We start from the raw sequence: 16,825 nt of genomic DNA on the forward strand, positions 1-16,825 counted from the left end.
AATCTAACTATGATTTGTAAATAGCTTTTACTCTCCTCCTAAATTCTTCATACAATTCTTTAGAGAGATAAGCCTTATAATTTGAACCTTTAAGACGTATCTCAAAGGAAGTCCTATTGTTATCTTTCAACAGCTCAACTTTAAAGAGGTTCACTAGAAAAGATCGATTTGTTCTAAAAAACATGCTACTATCTAACAATTCCTCTATTTCTTTTAAAGAATAATCACATATAAATTTTTCTTTTTGGGTATAAACTATGCTCCTTTTTTTACTGGCTTGAACACAATAAATTTCCTTTGGATTGATAAGCTTTACTCCATCTTCCGTCTTAAAAGGGATGACATTTTCTACTTCCAAAAGTTTTTTCTTTATCCTATCCAAAGTTTCTCTCAGCCTCTTCTCATCAAGAGGCTTCTCAATATAATCAGAAGCATAAAGTCTCACAGCATCTTTTATGTATTCCTCAAAGGACGTAATAAAAATTATTTCCAAAAAAGGCATGTATTCTCTAATCTTTTTCGCCACCTCAATGCCCGATATTCCTGGTAATCCTATATCTAAAATAGCAACGTCCGGTTTAATTTTAATTAATGCTTCTAATGCGTCATTTCCGTCTCCTGTAGAATATTCAACACTTACGCCTTCCATTGTTAAAAGAATTTTTATGAGTTCTTTTTTAAAATTTATATCGTCTTCTGCAATAACTATTCTTAACATATAAATTCATCTCCCAATGCATTACTCTGTAAATAAATAAAGTTTATATTTGCGTATAGCAAAAGAAATCAAAATTGCTGTTAATAATTGGGGTAAAAAACACACAAATCGTAAGACATAGTCCTTCAATAAAATTACAGGATCTATATCAAATAAAAATTGAATTGCCGTAACATTTAGATATTCTATTATTAAGTAAATGGAGACGGCTAAAATGACGCTCATCATCCCTTTAAAAAAGTCCATAACTTTAAATACCAAAAACAAAATCATTAATACCCCGATATAAAGTATAACATTTACAATATAACTACTGACCAACGGCCTTATAAAATACAATATGATTCCAGTGAGTACGCTCATATACAAAATCTTTTTTGGCTGAAACTTCACTCCCGCTAAACCAAAAGCAATACTTATTATAACTGCTGCCTCTGGCACCGAAAACAAAAATACTTCCCAAATCGTCAACCTATCCATTCTTATCGCCTTTCTACTTTACATAATCTCAAATATAATTGTAATTTTTATTAGTTAGAATGTCAATTAAAATAAAATCAATCAAAATTCATGCCAAAATTAAAATAGATGGATAGAAAATTTACACTACCCATCTATTTTAGCAGTTTCTCCTTTTAACTTTTTAAAGAGCTCTTCTTCATTTAATCTATATGATACAGTAAATAAACTATCACTTAAATGAACATTTTCTAAAATTACATCATCAGGCACCTTTAAATCTATTGGCGAGAAATTCCAAATCGCCTTAATTCCCGCTCTCACCAGTCTGTCAGCAGTATATTGAGCATTATCCTTGGGAATACATAAAATACCTATGTCGATTTTATTACGGGCTATAAAATCTTCTACTGTTTCTATGTCCATCACTTCAACATCTCTAATTTTAAGCCCAAATAAACGAGGATTAATATCAAAAATCCCCTTTAAATTAAAGCCAGATTTTTCAAAGCTAGTATAATTGGCAATCGCTTGACCAAGATTTCCTGCTCCTATGATGATAGTATTATAAGTTTTATCAAGGCCTAAAATCTTAGTCAAATTATTATAAAGCTCTTCTACATTATAGCCATATCCCTGCTGTCCAAAACCGCCAAAATTATTTAAATCCTGTCTAATTTGAGAAGCAGTAACTCCCATTTTTTCGCTTAATTCCCTTGAAGAAATACGCTTTACATCGTTTTTAAGAAGTTCTTCAAGATATCTATGATATCTTGGGAGCCTTCTTATTACAGCCATTGATACTTTGGTCTTTTTGCTCACTGTCCTCACCTCATTCTACTATGTAATTGAATTATATAATATTGTAAATTTTTTGTCAACGTAATAAAAACATAGTAGAATATGAGGAATTCTAAAATTTTTTAATTTTACTGGCTTTTAGGCTCCCATTTATTATATTCTGTATTCATAATGACAATGTCTACTCTTCTATTAAGTCTTCTATTTTCTTCTGAGTTATTTGGAACAACAGGCCTGTATTCCCCATATCCTACTGCAGAAATTCTGGCAGGTTCTATACCTACTTCATTTACTAATATTTTCACTACATTAGTTGCTCTTATAACAGACAGTTCCCAGTTTGAATCAAATTTATTATTGTGTATTGGGAGGTCATCAGTAAAACCTTCCACTCTAATATGATTTGGAAGACTTTTTAACATATCACCTATTTTTATTAAAACCTCTTTCTCTTCAGGACGTACATCAGCAGAACCTAAATCAAACAAAAGAGAATCCTGTAAACTTATTACAAGTCCTCTTTCATCTATATAACTGGTTACTGCACCTTGAAGATTGTTTTCTTTTATAAAACCCTTCAATTGCTTTTCAATTTCTCCTAAACTACTTTTGTCTCCACTGTTACCATCCATAAAACTACTCCCATTATATTGAAATAACACGTAATCGGTCCCTGTAAAAGTTTTGCTTAAAGAACTGGCAATTTGAGCAAATTTGGTAGCATTAACAGTACTTATTGAGTACAGTACAATAAAAAATACTAAAAGCAAACTCATCATATCAGAGTAAGTAAGCACCCATCTATCGTGATTTGGTTTTGATTCATCTTCCTCCAACCTCTTCATTTAATTCTACACCACCTTTCTGAGGTGTATTTTTAAGCTGTGCCTGCGCGACAAATGTCATTAACTTTCTCTCTAATATCCTTGGATTTTCCCCAGCTTGCAGTGAAAGACTTCCTTCTAATATTAATTCTCTTTCAGTTGTTTTTACTTTAGCCCTATTTTTTAATTTTTGAGCAATAGGAAGGAAAAACACGTTTGCTAAAATGGCACCATACAGTGTAGTTATAAATGCTACCGCTACGGCAGGGCCTAATTTGTCCGGTTCAGTTAAATTACCCAACGCTTGAACAAGTCCCATAACTGTTCCTATAAGACCCATTGTAGGAGCATAACCACCCGCCGACTCAAAAATACCCGCTTCTTTTTTAGCTTCCATATCCTCTACGTATATCTTATTCTCCATAGTCGTTTTAATAAGTTCCATATCAGATCCGTCAACGACTAGTTCTAAGCACTCTTTCAAAATAGGATCAAATTTCTTTATCTCCTCAGATTCTATTTCGGATTCAAGGCTTAAAAGCCCTTCGCTTCTGGCTTTTTGAGCCAAATAAGTAAAATACTTTATTATCTCAAGATAATTATCCTTTTCATTTTTAAAAGCCCTTGCCAAAAGTCTCGGCACTTTTTTAATGTTATCCATAGAATAAGTAATTATAGTAGCCCCTATAGTACCCCCCAAAACTATTATAGCAGAAGGTACATCTATTAAAGAAGTAACAGTACCCCCCCCTAATGTAAATCCATAAATTATAGCCCCTACTGCAACAACTATACCTACTACTGTAGCTATATCCAAGTCCATCACCTTCCATTTATAAATACACTCATTAATTTTTATCGACACATATTTAAAAAAAGTTATAGTTTACTACACTTTTACAAAATAAATTTTTTTGATATATTTAATATGAACAGGAGGTTATATTTATGGCAATCATAACAGTAAGCAATGTGACAAAAAGTTACGGTATCGATATAATTCTACAAAATATTTCTTTTATAGTCAATGAAGGAGACAAAATAGGAGTAATTGGCGAAAATGGTGCTGGAAAATCCACTCTTTTTAACCTTTTAGCCGGTTTTACTGAAGCTGACAGTGGAACAATTTCAATTTCTACAAATAAAATTGGATATCTACAACAAAACACTGTAATTGATTCTGAAAAAAGTATATATGAGGAAGTAAAAACAGTTTTTGATGAAATATTCCAATTAGAAAAACAAATTAAATCTCTAGAGGAAAAAATCTCACAAACAAAAGATTCACATCTACTTGATAAACTTTTTTTAGAATATTCCTTTTTAACAGATAAGTATAAGGAATTAGATGGTTATTCTGTAGAAAGTAAAATAAGAGGTGTACTAAATGGATTAGGGTTTGATGTGTCGCAATTTGCTACACCTGTATCAACTTTAAGCGGCGGTCAAAAAACCCGTCTTATGCTGGCAAAAACTTTACTTTCTAATCCAGATGTCCTATTATTAGACGAACCTACCAATCACTTAGACATAAACTCAATAGAATGGCTAGAACAATATTTAAAATTTTATAATGGTACAATTTTAATTATATCCCATGATAGATATTTCTTAGATAAAATTGTCACTCGAATATTTGAGATAGAAAACACTAATCTATCAGTTTATGAAAGTAATTACACAGAATATTTAAAAAGAAAAAAATTAGATATGGAAGCAAAGTTAAAAGCTTATGAAGAACAGCAAAAAGAAATAAAAAGAATTAAATCAATTATACAGATTCAAAAAAACCGCAGAACGGAAAAATCGGTAAAGATGGCGGAAAGCAAGCAAAAACTATTAGAAAAAATGGAATTAATAGAAAAGCCAGTGATAAATAATAGGTCTATCAACTTGCGTTTTGATTTTGATTTGGAAAGCGGAAATGATGTATTGACAGTCAAAAATTTGTCCTTAAGTTTTGATAGGCAAATTTTCTCCAATGTATCTTTTGAAATAAAAAAAGGGGGAAAAAATTGCCCTTTTAGGCCCAAACGGCATAGGTAAAAGCTCTCTTTTAAAAATATTAGTGGGAGAAATCGACAATTTTGAAGGGGAAATTAAATTTGGCACAAACGTAATAACAGGTTATTACGAACAAGAATTTAAAAGTTTAAATGCTGAAAAAACAGTCATTGATGAAATATGGGATGAAAATCCATATCTTACTCAAACAGAAGTGAGGACACTATTAGCTTCTTTCCTTTTCAAAGAAGAAGATGTCTTTAAAACTATCTCTACACTAAGTGGTGGTGAAAAGGCAAGGCTTTCATTGCTAAAGCTCATCCTTTCAAAAGCGAATTTTCTACTTATGGATGAACCAACTAACCATTTAGATTTAAAAGCAAAAGAAGTATTAGAAGAAGCTTTGTTAGATTATACTGGAACTTTATTATTTGTCTCCCATGACAGATATTTTATAGACAAAATTGCTACAAAAGTGATGATTTTGACACCTCAAGGTGTAGAAGTATACTTAGGTAATTACAGCTATTATATAGAAAAGAAAAACCAGCTTAACGAAAAAAAAGAAGAAACAATCAAAAAAACAAAAACACAGATAAAAAACGAAAGGTATAAAGAAAGATTGGCTAAACTTAAGTTAAAGCAGCAAAAAGAATATCTAAAAAACCTTGAAAATTCAATTTATCAAGCTGAAGAAAGAATAAAATATTTGGAAGAAAAAATGTGTGATGCTAAAATTTATAAAACAGGAGAAATTGTAGAAATACAAAAAGAATACAATGCCCTTAAAAGTAAATTAGAACAAATGTATGAAGAATGGGAAAATTTAAGCGGGTAAAAACCCGCTTTAGTATCCTTTATCTAAATTCACAATATTTCTTAAAGTTCTTCCTTCTTTATAAGCATCCAAATTTTCTCTCAATATTTCCATCGCTCTTTGCATGTATAGAGGCGTAACCCCTGCAATGTGAGGAGTGATTATCACATTTTCCATATCCCACAAAGGGCTGTCTTCCCTTAAAGGCTCTTCTTCAAAAACATCTAATGCAGCCCCTTTTATAACCTTATTCTTAAGGGCATTTATAAGAGCTCTCTCATCCACTACTTTCCCTCTTCCAACATTTATAAAGTAACTGCTATTTTTCATCCTATTAAATACGTTTTCTCCTATCGAGTGATAAGTATCTTTAGTCAATGGAAGTATAGATATCACATAATCGGCAAGCGACAATACATCACAGTCTTCAATAGAAGTGTACATTTTTTCAACATATAAAGAAGGCTTGCCCGAACTTCTTATACCGTAGACCTTCATGCCAAACTCTCTCAAAAGCCTTGCAATTTCTTCACCTATGCTTCCTACTCCTATTATCAAAGCAGTCTTACCTGTAAGTTCTGAAACCCTAACAGACCTATCCCACACCTTTTTTATCTGATTTCTTAAAAAGGTATTTAAACTTCTTTCAAACATAAGCATATAACCTATAACCTGTTGTGAAATTTGATACTTGTGTACGTCTCTAGAATTAGTAACTAATACCTTCATTTTTTTAAGTTTTTCAAAGGGAAGAGTATCTGCTCCCGCACTCAAAAGATGGATCCATTTAAGGTTTGAAGCCTTATCCACAATATTGGGATGAAAGTCAGAATCAAAGCTTATGATAATCTCTGTGTCTTTTACATACTTTTCAGCCTCTTTCTCATTTTGAACGTAAAGAACCTTATATCCCTCCATTTGCTCTTTAATTTCTTTTATGTAATTGTCATTTAATTTTGTGAAAAGCAAAATATTTCTCATAATAACCCTCCTAAGCTTTAAAATTTTGATTTATTTTTAATATATTTTTATTCCATTTTATTACAGTAAATACAATGAAATATATTTAAGCACAATATCCACAAAGTTATCCACAGACCTTAAAAGGCAGTACATCATAAACTTCGACAGATTTCCACATTTTCAACAGTCAAATTCTTTCCCCAATCTTTAAGTAAGGAATGGCATTTAAATCCAAGCCAGATGTTTTCCCTTTTATAAAGTCATAATAGGCGGCAGCAGCTATCATTGCGCCATTGTCTGTACAATAAATTTTATCAGGATAATGGACTCTTATTCCAATTTTTTTTGCTTCTTCTTCTAATTGCTCTCTCAAAAAACTATTAGAAGCCACTCCTCCTGCTATAGAAATTTTGTCAATATTTTTCCTCTTTGCCGCATCAATTAATTTTTTTACCAACACCTCCACCACATTTCTTTGAAAACTAGCCGCCACATCGTAAATATTCACCTCTTCTCCTTTTTGCTTTTGCCTGTTTAAATAGTTTAAAACTGCTGTTTTAAGCCCACTAAAACTAAAATCAAAATTTCCTTCCTCCATAAAAGATTTAGGAAACTCAATAGCTTCCATATTCCCCAGCTTTGCAGCCCTTTCAATAGCAGGTCCTCCAGGATATCCCAAGCCCAAAGCTCTTGCCACTTTGTCAAAGGCTTCTCCTGCTGCATCGTCCATCGTCTGTCCCATTACTTCGTACTCTTCATAATTTTTTACAAAAACAATGTGGCTATGTCCACCGGAAGCCACAAGACAAATAAAAGGAGGAGCAAAATCACCCCCTAAGTAATTTGCAGCTATGTGGGCTTCTATATGATTTACTCCTACAAAAGGCTTATTTTTTGCATAGGCTAAAGCTTTACCATAAGACAAACCAACTAAAAGAGCACCTACTAATCCTGGTCCATATGTAGCCGCAATTACATCTACTTCATCAAGGCGTAGCTGGGCTTTTTCTAATGCTTCTGCCACTACGAAAGATATTACTTCAATATGCTTTCTTGAAGCTATTTCTGGCACTACCCCACCATATTTTTTGTGAATCTCTATTTGAGAATATATTACGTTCGACAATACTTCTTTGCCGTTTTTTACAACTCCTGCAGCTGTTTCATCGCAGGAAGATTCTATTCCTAAAATAATTATGTCTTTCTCCATTATTTCACCACCATCACAAGTCGTATTTCCACATTATAATTGCATCCTCATTATTATCTTGATAATAGCCTTTTCTTCTACCTAATTGTCTAAAGCCATATTTTGCATACAAATGTTGCGCTGTTATATTTGATTCTCTCACCTCTAATGTCATGGCAGTTATTCCATTTTTCTTAGCAAGGTCAATTAAACCTTCCATAATTTTACTTCCAATTCCTTTAGATCTGTATTCCGGATGAACTGCTATATTGGTTATATGACCTTCATCTACAACCACCCAAAATCCTCCATAACCCACAATTTTGTTGTCAACTTCCGCCACTATATACTTAGCACAGCTGTTCTTTGTAACTTCACTTATAAAAGCTTCTTTAGACCAAGGAGTGCTAAAACTTAGCTTTTCAATTTCCAAGACCTCCTCCACATCTTCTTTCCTCATAGGCCTTATAATAACATCCATTAATTAACTCCCCTCGCCACTTAAACGAATTTCAGCAGCCGATTTCCTTATATACATCGGCTTGAAATCAAAGTAACTAATCACTTCTCCTTTTTTTATCTTTTGAATAGCAAGCTCTCCTATGGAAGCTGCTCTTGCCATGTTATCTTTGTCCTTTGCAAATAAAGCTTTACCCCTTATCATCTCTTGTAATTTATCTTTATAGGAATAAACACCCTCTCCTACGAACAACACTTTGTCAGAATAATTGCTTACCAACTCCGTAATTTCCTCTAAAGAATACACCCCAGCATCTATTAAAACTTCAAAATTACCACCTCTTATCAGCATTCCATAAACATTTTCATTTAAAGCATCTATGACAGGGCATATTAATCCTTCAAATTCACTGACATTATATGCAAGAGCTAAAAGAGAAGATACTCCTACAATAGGTATGTTAAGAGCATGAGCCAAACCTTTTGCAGTGGCAGCACCAATTCTAAGCCCTGTAAAAGAGCCCGGTCCTTCTGAAACAGCCACATGAGTTATTTGATTTATCGGTACTTCACACTTTTTAAGTAGTTCATCTATCATAGGCATTAAAATTACTGAATGCCTTAGATAATTTATAGAGTATTCTCCTATTATCCCCTTTTCATCTACTAATGCAACAGTAGCAGTTTTAGAAGAAGAATCTATTGCCAAAATTTTCATTGCCCCATCTCCTTTAAAAGCTCCTCATATCGTCTCCCAAAATCTTTAAATAAAATAACTCTTTCATCTTCTTTTTCTCCTTTTTGAATTATCACTTCTAACCTTTCTTTCGGAAGTAAAGGTCCTAACCTTTCAGGCCATTCAATTGCACAAACTCCTTCGTCATAAAAATATTCCTCATAACCTATGTCATAAAGGGCTGTGTAATCATCTAACCTATATAAATCAAAATGATAGAGAGGAATCCTGCCTCTATGTTCATTGACTAAAGTAAAAGTCGGGCTGGTAATTGGCTCATTTATTTCTAACCCCTTTGCAATTCCCTTGGTAAAAACAGTTTTGCCACTCCCCAGCTCACCATATAAAAGAATTATATCTCCACTCCTTAACAGCCTTCCTAATTTTTCTCCTAAAGCAATGGTCTCATCTCTATTTTTGCAAATATAAGTCTTCTTCACCAATTCTCACCCCACTCGTTATAACTTTATTATATACTATCTTTTAACAAATTAAAAAGAAAAATAATCCCCAGCATGCGCTGAGGATTCTCAAAAAAATCAATGTTTCAAAACTGGTGAAAGCTTTTTATATATCAATAAAGTGATTAACGAAAGCATAATTCCTTTTAGCACATTGAAAGGAAAAATACCATATGCTATAAGGGTTCTCACATCCACTATGTTTTTATTTGCAGCCTTACTCATACCAATGATAGCATCCATAGGCCATCCCATAACTTTTTGGTACAAAGGCAGAAAAACATAATAATTCAAAAGTGAAGCAGTAAAAGCCATCACTACTGTAGCAATTGCCATAGATATAAGGGCATTTTTTCGCGTCTTATTGAATTGATATATTATGCCTGCTGTGTATACAAATATAGAACCCACAGAAAAATTTGCAATTTCTCCAATGCCACCCGATTGAGTTATAGTAGCATGGATTATGTTTTTAATAAGCTCGACCATTACACCATATAAAGGTCCCATAGCAAAAGAAGCAACTAATGCAGGTACGTCACTAAAATCCAGCTTTAAAAAGCCAGGGAATAGAGGTACCTGAAATTCCAAGTACATCAGTATAAAAGCTGTAGCAGAAAGAAATCCCACTTTTACTATGGCTTGTGTTTTGGTTTTTTCCACAATTCATCCCTCCAATTTTATTTACTAAAAAAATCCTGAAGATAAATCTTCAGGATTTTTGTGATTTATTTCACAAAAATAGGCACAAAAAGAAAATCTTCTCCCCTCCAGACTTTCACTGTCGGCTTTGGAATTTCACCAAATCGACCGCATGCGCGGCTCGCGGGCTATACCGCCGGTCGGGAATTTCACCCTGCCCCGAAGATTTACCTTCATCTTTTCAATTTTAACTTTATTCTCTCACTTTTATCTCTCTTTGTCAATAGTTTTTGTGAAAAATTTTTAATTTATTTTCATAAGCTTATAACTGTGCCTGCTTTTCCCTCTAAAGCTTCTAATGCTTTGCCTAAAGAAGTAATTATAGCTCGCCTTCCTACTTTTGACTTTGCAAACCTCACTGCTGCTTTAACTTTTGGAAACATACTGCCTGGTGCAAAATGGCCTTCTTCCATGTATTTTATTGCCTCTTCCACTGTCATTTTGTCAAGAAACTTTTGATTTGGCTTGTTGTAATTTATTGCTACCTTTTCAACAGCTGTAAGAATTAACAGCACATCTGCATCAATATCTTCTGCCAATTTTTCAGAAGCCAAATCCTTGTCTATTACGGCAGCTACTCCTTTTAAATTGCCATTTTCCTTAATAACAGGGATTCCTCCTCCCCCAACTGTTATTACTATTACCCCATTTTTTTCAAGTAACTTTATTGTATTAAGTTCTACAATTTCTTTGGGGTCAGGGGAGGGAACAACTCTTCTGTATCCTCTTCCACTGTCTTCCACCATTTCATAACCTTTTTCTTTTATTAAAACTTCAGCTTCCTCTTTTGTATAAAAAGGTCCTATCGGCTTTGTAGGTTTTTCAAAAGCAGGGTCATTTTTATCCACTACAACCTGTGTTATAATAGTTGCTACTTCTTTTCTGATATTTCTCTCCTTCAAAACTTCCCCCAATGCCTGTTGAATCATATATCCTATCATACCCTGGCTCTCTGCCCCACACACATCAAAAGGCATTGCAGGGACAACTTTTGATGCGACTTCATTTTGTATGACTATATTCCCCACCTGAGGACCATTGCCATGAGTAATTACAACAGAATACCCTTTTTCAATTATATCCACTAAATACCCCGCTGTCCTCTTCACTACTTCCATTTGAGCCTCTGCAGTAGGAGGCGTATTCACATCCTGCAGAGCGTTCCCTCCTAAGGCAATAACAACTTTTTCCCTCATAATGTCCTCCCCTGTAACCAATTTTAAAGCAGAGTAGCAATCATCACAGCTTTAATTGTATGTTTTCTATTTTCTGCTTGGTCCCACACTCTAGATTGTTTACCTTCTATAACATCAAAAGTAACTTCTTGTCCTTTTACTGCGGGCAGGCAATGCAAAAATATAGTATCTTCTCTTCCTGTCTTTTTCATCATTTCCTCATTCACTTGAAAAGGTCTCAAAAGAGCTTCCCTCTCTGTAGCCTTTGCTTCTTCTCCCATTGACGCCCACACATCGGTGTAAATAGCATCTGCACCTTCAAGGCCCTCTCCTGGCACACTAGTAAGTTCAAAAGTTCCTCCATTTTCAGCTGCCATTTGCCTGATTTCATCTATGAACTCCTGTGAAGGCCACAATTCTTTTGGAGAATTAATCACATAATGCATCCCCATCTTAGCGCAGCCTACCGCTAAAGTATTAGCCATGTTATTCCTTCCATCCCCTACAAATACAAGCTTTCTTCCTTTTAAATTCCCAAATTCTTCTTCTATTGTCATAAGGTCAGCCAAAACTTGAGTTGGATGATATTCGTCAGTTAAGCCATTGTACACAGGAACACCTGCATATTTTGCCAAAATTTCCACGGTTTCTTGTTTAAACCCTCTAAATTCTATTGCATCAAACATTCTTCCTAAAACTCTTGCAGTATCCTCTATTGATTCTTTAGCTCCCAACTGAATGTCATCTGTTGATAAAAATACTGGATGTCCTCCTTCTTCACCAAAGGCAGTTTCAAAAGCGCATCTCGTTCTTGTGGACCTCTTTTCAAAAATGAGAGCAATAGTCTTACCTAAAAATCTTTGATGTACAACCCCTGCTTTTCTCTCTGCTTTTACTTGTTTAGCAATGTCTAAAATATATGTTATTTCTTGAGGGGTGTAATCTTTTAAAGTTAATAAACTCCTGCCCTTTAAATTAAATGCCATAGTCATCCTCCTTTTAGTAATTTTACTTTATTAATTTTATATTATCTTACCCTATTAGTCAAAAGGTTTATATATCTTCTCTCTTTAAAGGCATCGACATACACCTTGGGCCACCGCGTCCCCTCACTAATTCAGAGCCTTCAATTTCAATAACTTTTATTCCATGATTTACTAAGGTGGTGTTGGTTATCTCATTTCTGTTATATGCCATTACAACTCCTGGAGCAATGGCCAAGGTATTCGTGCTGTCATTCCACTGTTCTCTTGCTCCTGTTATCTCGTCACCTCCTCCACTTTCAATTAAATTAACTTTATCAAGGCCCAATGAAGTCTCTAAAACTTTTGTAAAGTCTTCTTCTACCTTCACTCTAATTGTTCCCTTTTCTCCTCTTGTAATCCTATAAACCTTCAATTTTTCTTTTATACCAGGATATATTAAAAATTTGTCCACATCCACCATAGTAAAAACTGTATCAAGATGCATAAAAGTTCGTTTTTTTGGAATTTCTAAAGCGATTATCTCTTGTAACTCTTCTCCTCTCTCTAAAAGAGTAAGAGAAATTTCTTCAATTGCCTGTGGGGAGGTTCTTTCACTTATTCCAATAGCTATTACTTTTTTGCTGAGAACTAACACGTCTCCCCCCTCAATAGGATACTCTGAACGATAATCATACCACAATAGATTCTCCTGTACTTTTAAAGTCTTAGAATGCTTAAAAACATACTTAAGCAACATGGCTTCTCTCTTTCGAGCAGTTGTCTTCATACTGCTTATCATCACACCATTGCCAATGACCGCAGCAGGGTCTCTCATAAAATAGCAGTTTGGCAAAGGATTTATAAAAAATGGGGAATCCTTATAGACATAATCCACCAAAGATTGAGGCTCCACCTCATGCACTTCTTTTTTCAAAAGTCCTGCAATAGCGTAGTCCACTATTTCCTTGGGGGTTCTTTCCTTTAAAAAATTTGTAATTGTTTTCTTAACTTCTAAAGAAGTATTCATATATGAAACCAAATCATATATAAAAAACTCTTTTATTCCAGTATCCTGTAAAACCTCTTCCAATAAATCTTCTAAATAATAAACTGTCACTCCGTTTTCTTTTAAAGCTTGCGCAAATTTGTCGTGTTCCTCCTGAATCCTTTTAAGCCAGGGAATATCATCAAAAAGAAGCTCACTTAAAAACTCAGGGGTCAACCTTTCTAATTCTTTACCAGGCCTATGAAGGAGGACAGACTTTAATTTTCCAATCTCAGAATAGACTCGCAAGCAATTTGTGTTTTTCTCCAACTCTGTAACCCCCTCTGTCCCTTTTACTATACTACCTATCCATCAACTTTATACACCTATAGTATAAACCAATAAAATAACTTTTGCAATTTAACTCAGTAAATTAATGTAAACGTTTTGTATAAAAATAATTTAAAAAAATCTTTTGTTTGTAAAGTTTTAAATAATTATTCAAATATCCCAAGATAAAGTCTTAAAAATTCCCCAAATAAAACATGGCATGAATAAAAATAAATCATAGAATTTCAGACTGCATAAAAAATTTTTTAAAGTTATAAAAAATTATGAGGCTATTTATTCAGACTCCTCTAAATAAATAGCCCCATGACAGTTTATGCTTTATGTACTAATTTCCCATTAATAAATACATATTTTGTCCTTGTCTTCACTTCCAATGGATCTCCATCAAAGACTACAATATCAGCGTCTTTCCCTTTTTCAATGCTTCCCACCCTGTCGTCAACTCCTAAAATTTTCGCAGGGTTTATCGTGATAGCTTTTAAAGCCTCCATTTCATCCATACCATCCTTTACAGCTAAAGCAGCACATAGAGGCAAGTAATTGAGAGGTATTACAGGGTGGTCTGTCATTATCGCAACTGTAAGTCCTGCTTTTGAAAGAATACCTGCTGTCTTAAAGCTTAGATTTACAAGCTCAATCTTTGACCTTTCAGACAATGAAGGCCCCACAATAACTTTAGCATTTTCTTTCACCAATTCATCAACAATCAAATGGCCATCAGTACAATGGTCAATGGTTATATCTACATTAAATTCTTTTGCAATCCTTAAAGCGGTAAAAATATCATCTGCTCTATGAGCATGAGCTTTCAGCGGAATTTCTCTCTTTAATACTTTTACCAATGCTTCAAGGCCTAAGTCCCTTTCAGGCTTTTTGTCTTCCTCTGCATGCTCCATCTTTTCCATGTACTCCTGAGCTTTTATAAGCTCTTGCCTTAAAAGAGCCGCAACTGCCATTCTAGTTGAAGGCATTTTATGCTGCTCATGGTAAACGGATTTAGGATTTTCACCAAAAGCAACTTTTATCGCTGCTGGTTCTTTTACTATCATATCATCTATTCTTTTACCATAAGTTTTTATAATTGCAAACTGTCCTCCTATAACATTAGCACTGCCAGGACCTGTCGCAACTGTCGTAACCCCTGCTTGATAAGCCTCTTCAAAATATTTATCCATTGGATTTATTCCATCAATTGCCCTAAGTTGCGGAGTTATAGGGTCTGTCGCTTCATTTCCATCTGCTCCTTCAAATCCCATAGCATTTTCCCACATTCCAAGATGGCAATGAGCATCAATCAAACCAGGCATAACAGTTAAGCCTTGTACATCAATCACTTCTGCATCTAAAGGAGCAATTAAATCTTCTCCAACATCAACAATTTTTCCATTGTCAATGAGTACATCTCCTTTTTCATAAATTTTGCCGGCCATTGTCAGGATTTTCCCACCTTTTAATAAGTACATATAATTCCCCCCTGAATTCATTATATATTAACATTATAGCACAAAGAAACAATTTTATGAAATCATTAGCTTTACAAAACAAATTCGCTAAAATTTTCTGTCCAGCTACTCCAAATTTTACTTTTTTAAAGTTTTTTTAACTTTTCCATAATAATGTCTTTTTTATTAACTCCTATTAAAAATAATAATACTGCGATAATTGCGACAATTCCTGCCATAAAGTAATTTTTATTCCCCAAATTTGCCCCTATATAGGCAGAAAAAAATATGCCTGGAAGTCTCGCAAAAAGAGTAATGATGAAAAAATTGTAAAACTTAACCGGTGTAATTCCTGCAATGTAGGAAAGGGCATCTTTAGGCATTCCAGGTATAAAAAACAACAAAAAAAGAATAGTTTCTCCTTTAGGATTGTTTATAATATAATCAAACTTTTTAAGCTTTTCTTCTGAAACAATGCTTCTCACAAAATTATAGCCTAAAACCCTGGCAATCAGAAAACAAATTAGAGAACCTATTGTAATGCCTATTACAGAGTACAAAGTGCCTAAAAAAGCCCCGTAGAGGTATCCTCCTGCAATTTGCACTACTTCTCCTGGTATGACAAATACGATCACTTGAAGTATTTGAACTCCTATAAATACAATAATACCAAGTTTCCCAAAACTGTGTATCCACTCCCTAAATTTATCGGGACTGTTAATTAGTATAGTTAAATTCTTCCCAAAAGTCACCATAGCCACTATTAATGCAATGACAAAAATGACTATTAAAATTAAATTTAGTATGTTAGTTTTGTTAATTTTCATCCACCCACACCTCGGGCCAAAAGCACCAAAGATAAATCCAGCTTTACCTTTATTACCTCCAACCCATTTGGCTTTTGGCATTTTTCTCCCCCCGTTTTATTCAAAAATTACGGTCCTATGTTTATAATCCATTATAGAGTTAATATTTTGTTATGTCAATTACCCAGAAATTTTTAAAAGCCGGTAAATACCGGCTTATGTATAGTTAATCATTATTTTCGTTATCGCTTTGGCCTTGATTATCATTATTTGTATTAATATCCTGGTTTTCTTGAGAATTTTTCTTTTGTTCTTTTTTCTCTATTTTATTCTGATTTTTTTCTCTTTCTCTATCCTCATTTTTCACTTTTTCTACTTTCTTATCATGTTTTTCTCCTAACACTTCTGAGAAAAACTTAATAGGCACAAAAGTTGCATTCTCATTCATTTTCTTATCTATTGTAACTTCTACCCCATTTACTAAAGCTTTAGAGTCTCCTAAAGTATACTGTATTGTCTTATCACCTTTTATAACTGTGAGAGTTTTTGTATCAGGGTCCCAAGCTACTTTTGCATCCAATCCCCTTGCAATAGCCTTTACGGGAATTAGGGTATTATTTTCTTTTATCACTGGTTGCAAGTCAACTTTCTTGCCATCTTCAACATTTGGAGTTTCTTCTGAGTTTTCATCAACATTTTTATCTTCTTCTACAGCTTCTTCTTTACCTTCCTGTGATTGTTCCTTTACCGGTTCCTGAGCTTGTACCTGTTCTTGAGCCTCAAGTGTCGTCTGAATCTGGGCTTCTACTTTATTTTCTGTAGTTCCTTGTGCTGCAAGTTGAGTTTCTGCCTTTACTGCTACTTCACGCATCCACTTGACACCAGATTTAGCATACCCCGTTAAAATAGAGGAAAAAGCAAAAGCACCAATCACAGCAAAAATTAATATTTTTTTCATATGCACTCTC

The 16,825-nt window shown here is 34.0% G+C and carries 17 protein-coding genes, 1 pseudogene and 1 riboswitch; of the genes and pseudogenes, 1 reads left to right on the forward strand and 17 read right to left on the reverse strand.

The genetic code is table 11. The features are described from left to right. Positions 1-7 precede the first annotated feature (7 nt). The 5 genes from THEBR_RS08830 to THEBR_RS08850 all read right to left on the reverse strand — a co-directional run bounded on the left by THEBR_RS08830 (position 8) and on the right by THEBR_RS08850 (position 3,625). On the reverse strand, positions 8-718 hold the full coding sequence (locus tag THEBR_RS08830; RefSeq protein WP_003866835.1) for a LytR/AlgR family response regulator transcription factor: 711 nt from the start codon (positions 716-718) through the stop codon (positions 8-10). Positions 719-739: 21 nt separating this feature from the next. After that, complete coding sequence (locus THEBR_RS08835; RefSeq protein WP_003866836.1) at positions 740-1,198, reverse strand: hypothetical protein; 459 nt, start codon at positions 1,196-1,198, stop codon at positions 740-742. A 126-nt stretch (positions 1,199-1,324) separates the two neighbouring features. Continuing rightward, complete coding sequence (locus THEBR_RS08840) at positions 1,325-1,999, reverse strand: redox-sensing transcriptional repressor Rex (RefSeq protein WP_003866837.1); 675 nt, start codon at positions 1,997-1,999, stop codon at positions 1,325-1,327. Between the two features lie 107 nt (positions 2,000-2,106). Next, the gene (locus tag THEBR_RS08845; protein ID WP_003866838.1) at positions 2,107-2,823 is read right to left on the reverse strand and encodes an OmpA/MotB family protein; all 717 of its coding nucleotides are present in this window, start codon (positions 2,821-2,823) and stop codon (positions 2,107-2,109) included. Then, positions 2,801-3,625, reverse strand: a complete 825-nt coding sequence (locus tag THEBR_RS08850) for a flagellar motor protein (protein WP_003866839.1) — start codon at positions 3,623-3,625, stop codon at positions 2,801-2,803. Before THEBR_RS08850 ends, THEBR_RS08845 begins: the two co-directional genes overlap by 23 nt. 125 nt (positions 3,626-3,750) lie before the next feature. Between THEBR_RS08850 and THEBR_RS12700 the strand changes: the two are divergent. Continuing rightward, a pseudogene (locus THEBR_RS12700) lies at positions 3,751-5,644 on the forward strand (ABC-F family ATP-binding cassette domain-containing protein). 9 nt (positions 5,645-5,653) lie between these two features. On the opposite strand, the gene THEBR_RS08860 reads toward THEBR_RS12700, so the two are convergent. From THEBR_RS08860 to THEBR_RS08915, 12 genes are all read right to left on the reverse strand, one after another. Next, positions 5,654-6,604, reverse strand: coding sequence for a D-2-hydroxyacid dehydrogenase (locus THEBR_RS08860; protein ID WP_012269575.1), 951 nt, complete (start codon positions 6,602-6,604; stop codon positions 5,654-5,656). 169 nt (positions 6,605-6,773) lie between these two features. Continuing rightward, entirely contained in the window at positions 6,774-7,796 is a 1,023-nt protein-coding gene (gene tsaD / locus THEBR_RS08865) for a tRNA (adenosine(37)-N6)-threonylcarbamoyltransferase complex transferase subunit TsaD (protein WP_012269576.1), read from the reverse strand. 13 nt (positions 7,797-7,809) lie between these two features. Then, on the reverse strand, positions 7,810-8,256 hold the full coding sequence (rimI, locus tag THEBR_RS08870; protein WP_003866846.1) for a ribosomal protein S18-alanine N-acetyltransferase: 447 nt from the start codon (positions 8,254-8,256) through the stop codon (positions 7,810-7,812). 3 nt (positions 8,257-8,259) lie between these two features. Continuing rightward, positions 8,260-8,952 (reverse strand): tRNA (adenosine(37)-N6)-threonylcarbamoyltransferase complex dimerization subunit type 1 TsaB, encoded by a 693-nt coding sequence (gene tsaB, locus THEBR_RS08875; RefSeq protein WP_003866847.1) that lies wholly within the window; start codon positions 8,950-8,952, stop codon positions 8,260-8,262. Next, entirely contained in the window at positions 8,949-9,410 is a 462-nt protein-coding gene (gene tsaE, locus THEBR_RS08880) for a tRNA (adenosine(37)-N6)-threonylcarbamoyltransferase complex ATPase subunit type 1 TsaE (RefSeq protein ID WP_003866848.1), read from the reverse strand. Before tsaE ends, tsaB begins: the two co-directional genes overlap by 4 nt. A 99-nt stretch (positions 9,411-9,509) precedes the next feature. Beyond that, the gene (locus tag THEBR_RS08885; protein ID WP_003869315.1) at positions 9,510-10,094 is read right to left on the reverse strand and encodes an ECF transporter S component; all 585 of its coding nucleotides are present in this window, start codon (positions 10,092-10,094) and stop codon (positions 9,510-9,512) included. Between the two features lie 91 nt (positions 10,095-10,185). Further along, positions 10,186-10,304, reverse strand: a riboswitch (FMN riboswitch). Between the two features lie 83 nt (positions 10,305-10,387). Then, positions 10,388-11,329: a carbamate kinase gene (gene arcC, locus THEBR_RS08890; RefSeq protein WP_003866850.1), complete on the reverse strand. Its 942-nt coding sequence runs from the start codon at positions 11,327-11,329 to the stop codon at positions 10,388-10,390. A 23-nt stretch (positions 11,330-11,352) separates the two neighbouring features. After that, entirely contained in the window at positions 11,353-12,294 is a 942-nt protein-coding gene (argF, locus tag THEBR_RS08895; protein WP_003866851.1) for an ornithine carbamoyltransferase, read from the reverse strand. Positions 12,295-12,361: 67 nt separating this feature from the next. Next, entirely contained in the window at positions 12,362-13,588 is a 1,227-nt protein-coding gene (gene arcA / locus THEBR_RS08900) for an arginine deiminase (RefSeq protein WP_004400816.1), read from the reverse strand. A gap of 332 nt (positions 13,589-13,920) precedes the next feature. After that, positions 13,921-15,072, reverse strand: coding sequence for an amidohydrolase (locus tag THEBR_RS08905; protein ID WP_012269577.1), 1,152 nt, complete (start codon positions 15,070-15,072; stop codon positions 13,921-13,923). A 125-nt stretch (positions 15,073-15,197) separates the two neighbouring features. Next, positions 15,198-15,878, reverse strand: coding sequence for a TVP38/TMEM64 family protein (locus THEBR_RS08910; RefSeq protein WP_009051734.1), 681 nt, complete (start codon positions 15,876-15,878; stop codon positions 15,198-15,200). A 205-nt stretch (positions 15,879-16,083) separates the two neighbouring features. Next, complete coding sequence (locus THEBR_RS08915; RefSeq protein WP_003866856.1) at positions 16,084-16,815, reverse strand: copper amine oxidase N-terminal domain-containing protein; 732 nt, start codon at positions 16,813-16,815, stop codon at positions 16,084-16,086. Positions 16,816-16,825: the final 10 nt, after the last annotated feature.

The organism is Thermoanaerobacter brockii subsp. finnii Ako-1, assembly GCF_000175295.2.
Taxonomy (GTDB): Bacteria; Bacillota; Thermoanaerobacteria; order Thermoanaerobacterales; family Thermoanaerobacteraceae; genus Thermoanaerobacter; species Thermoanaerobacter pseudethanolicus.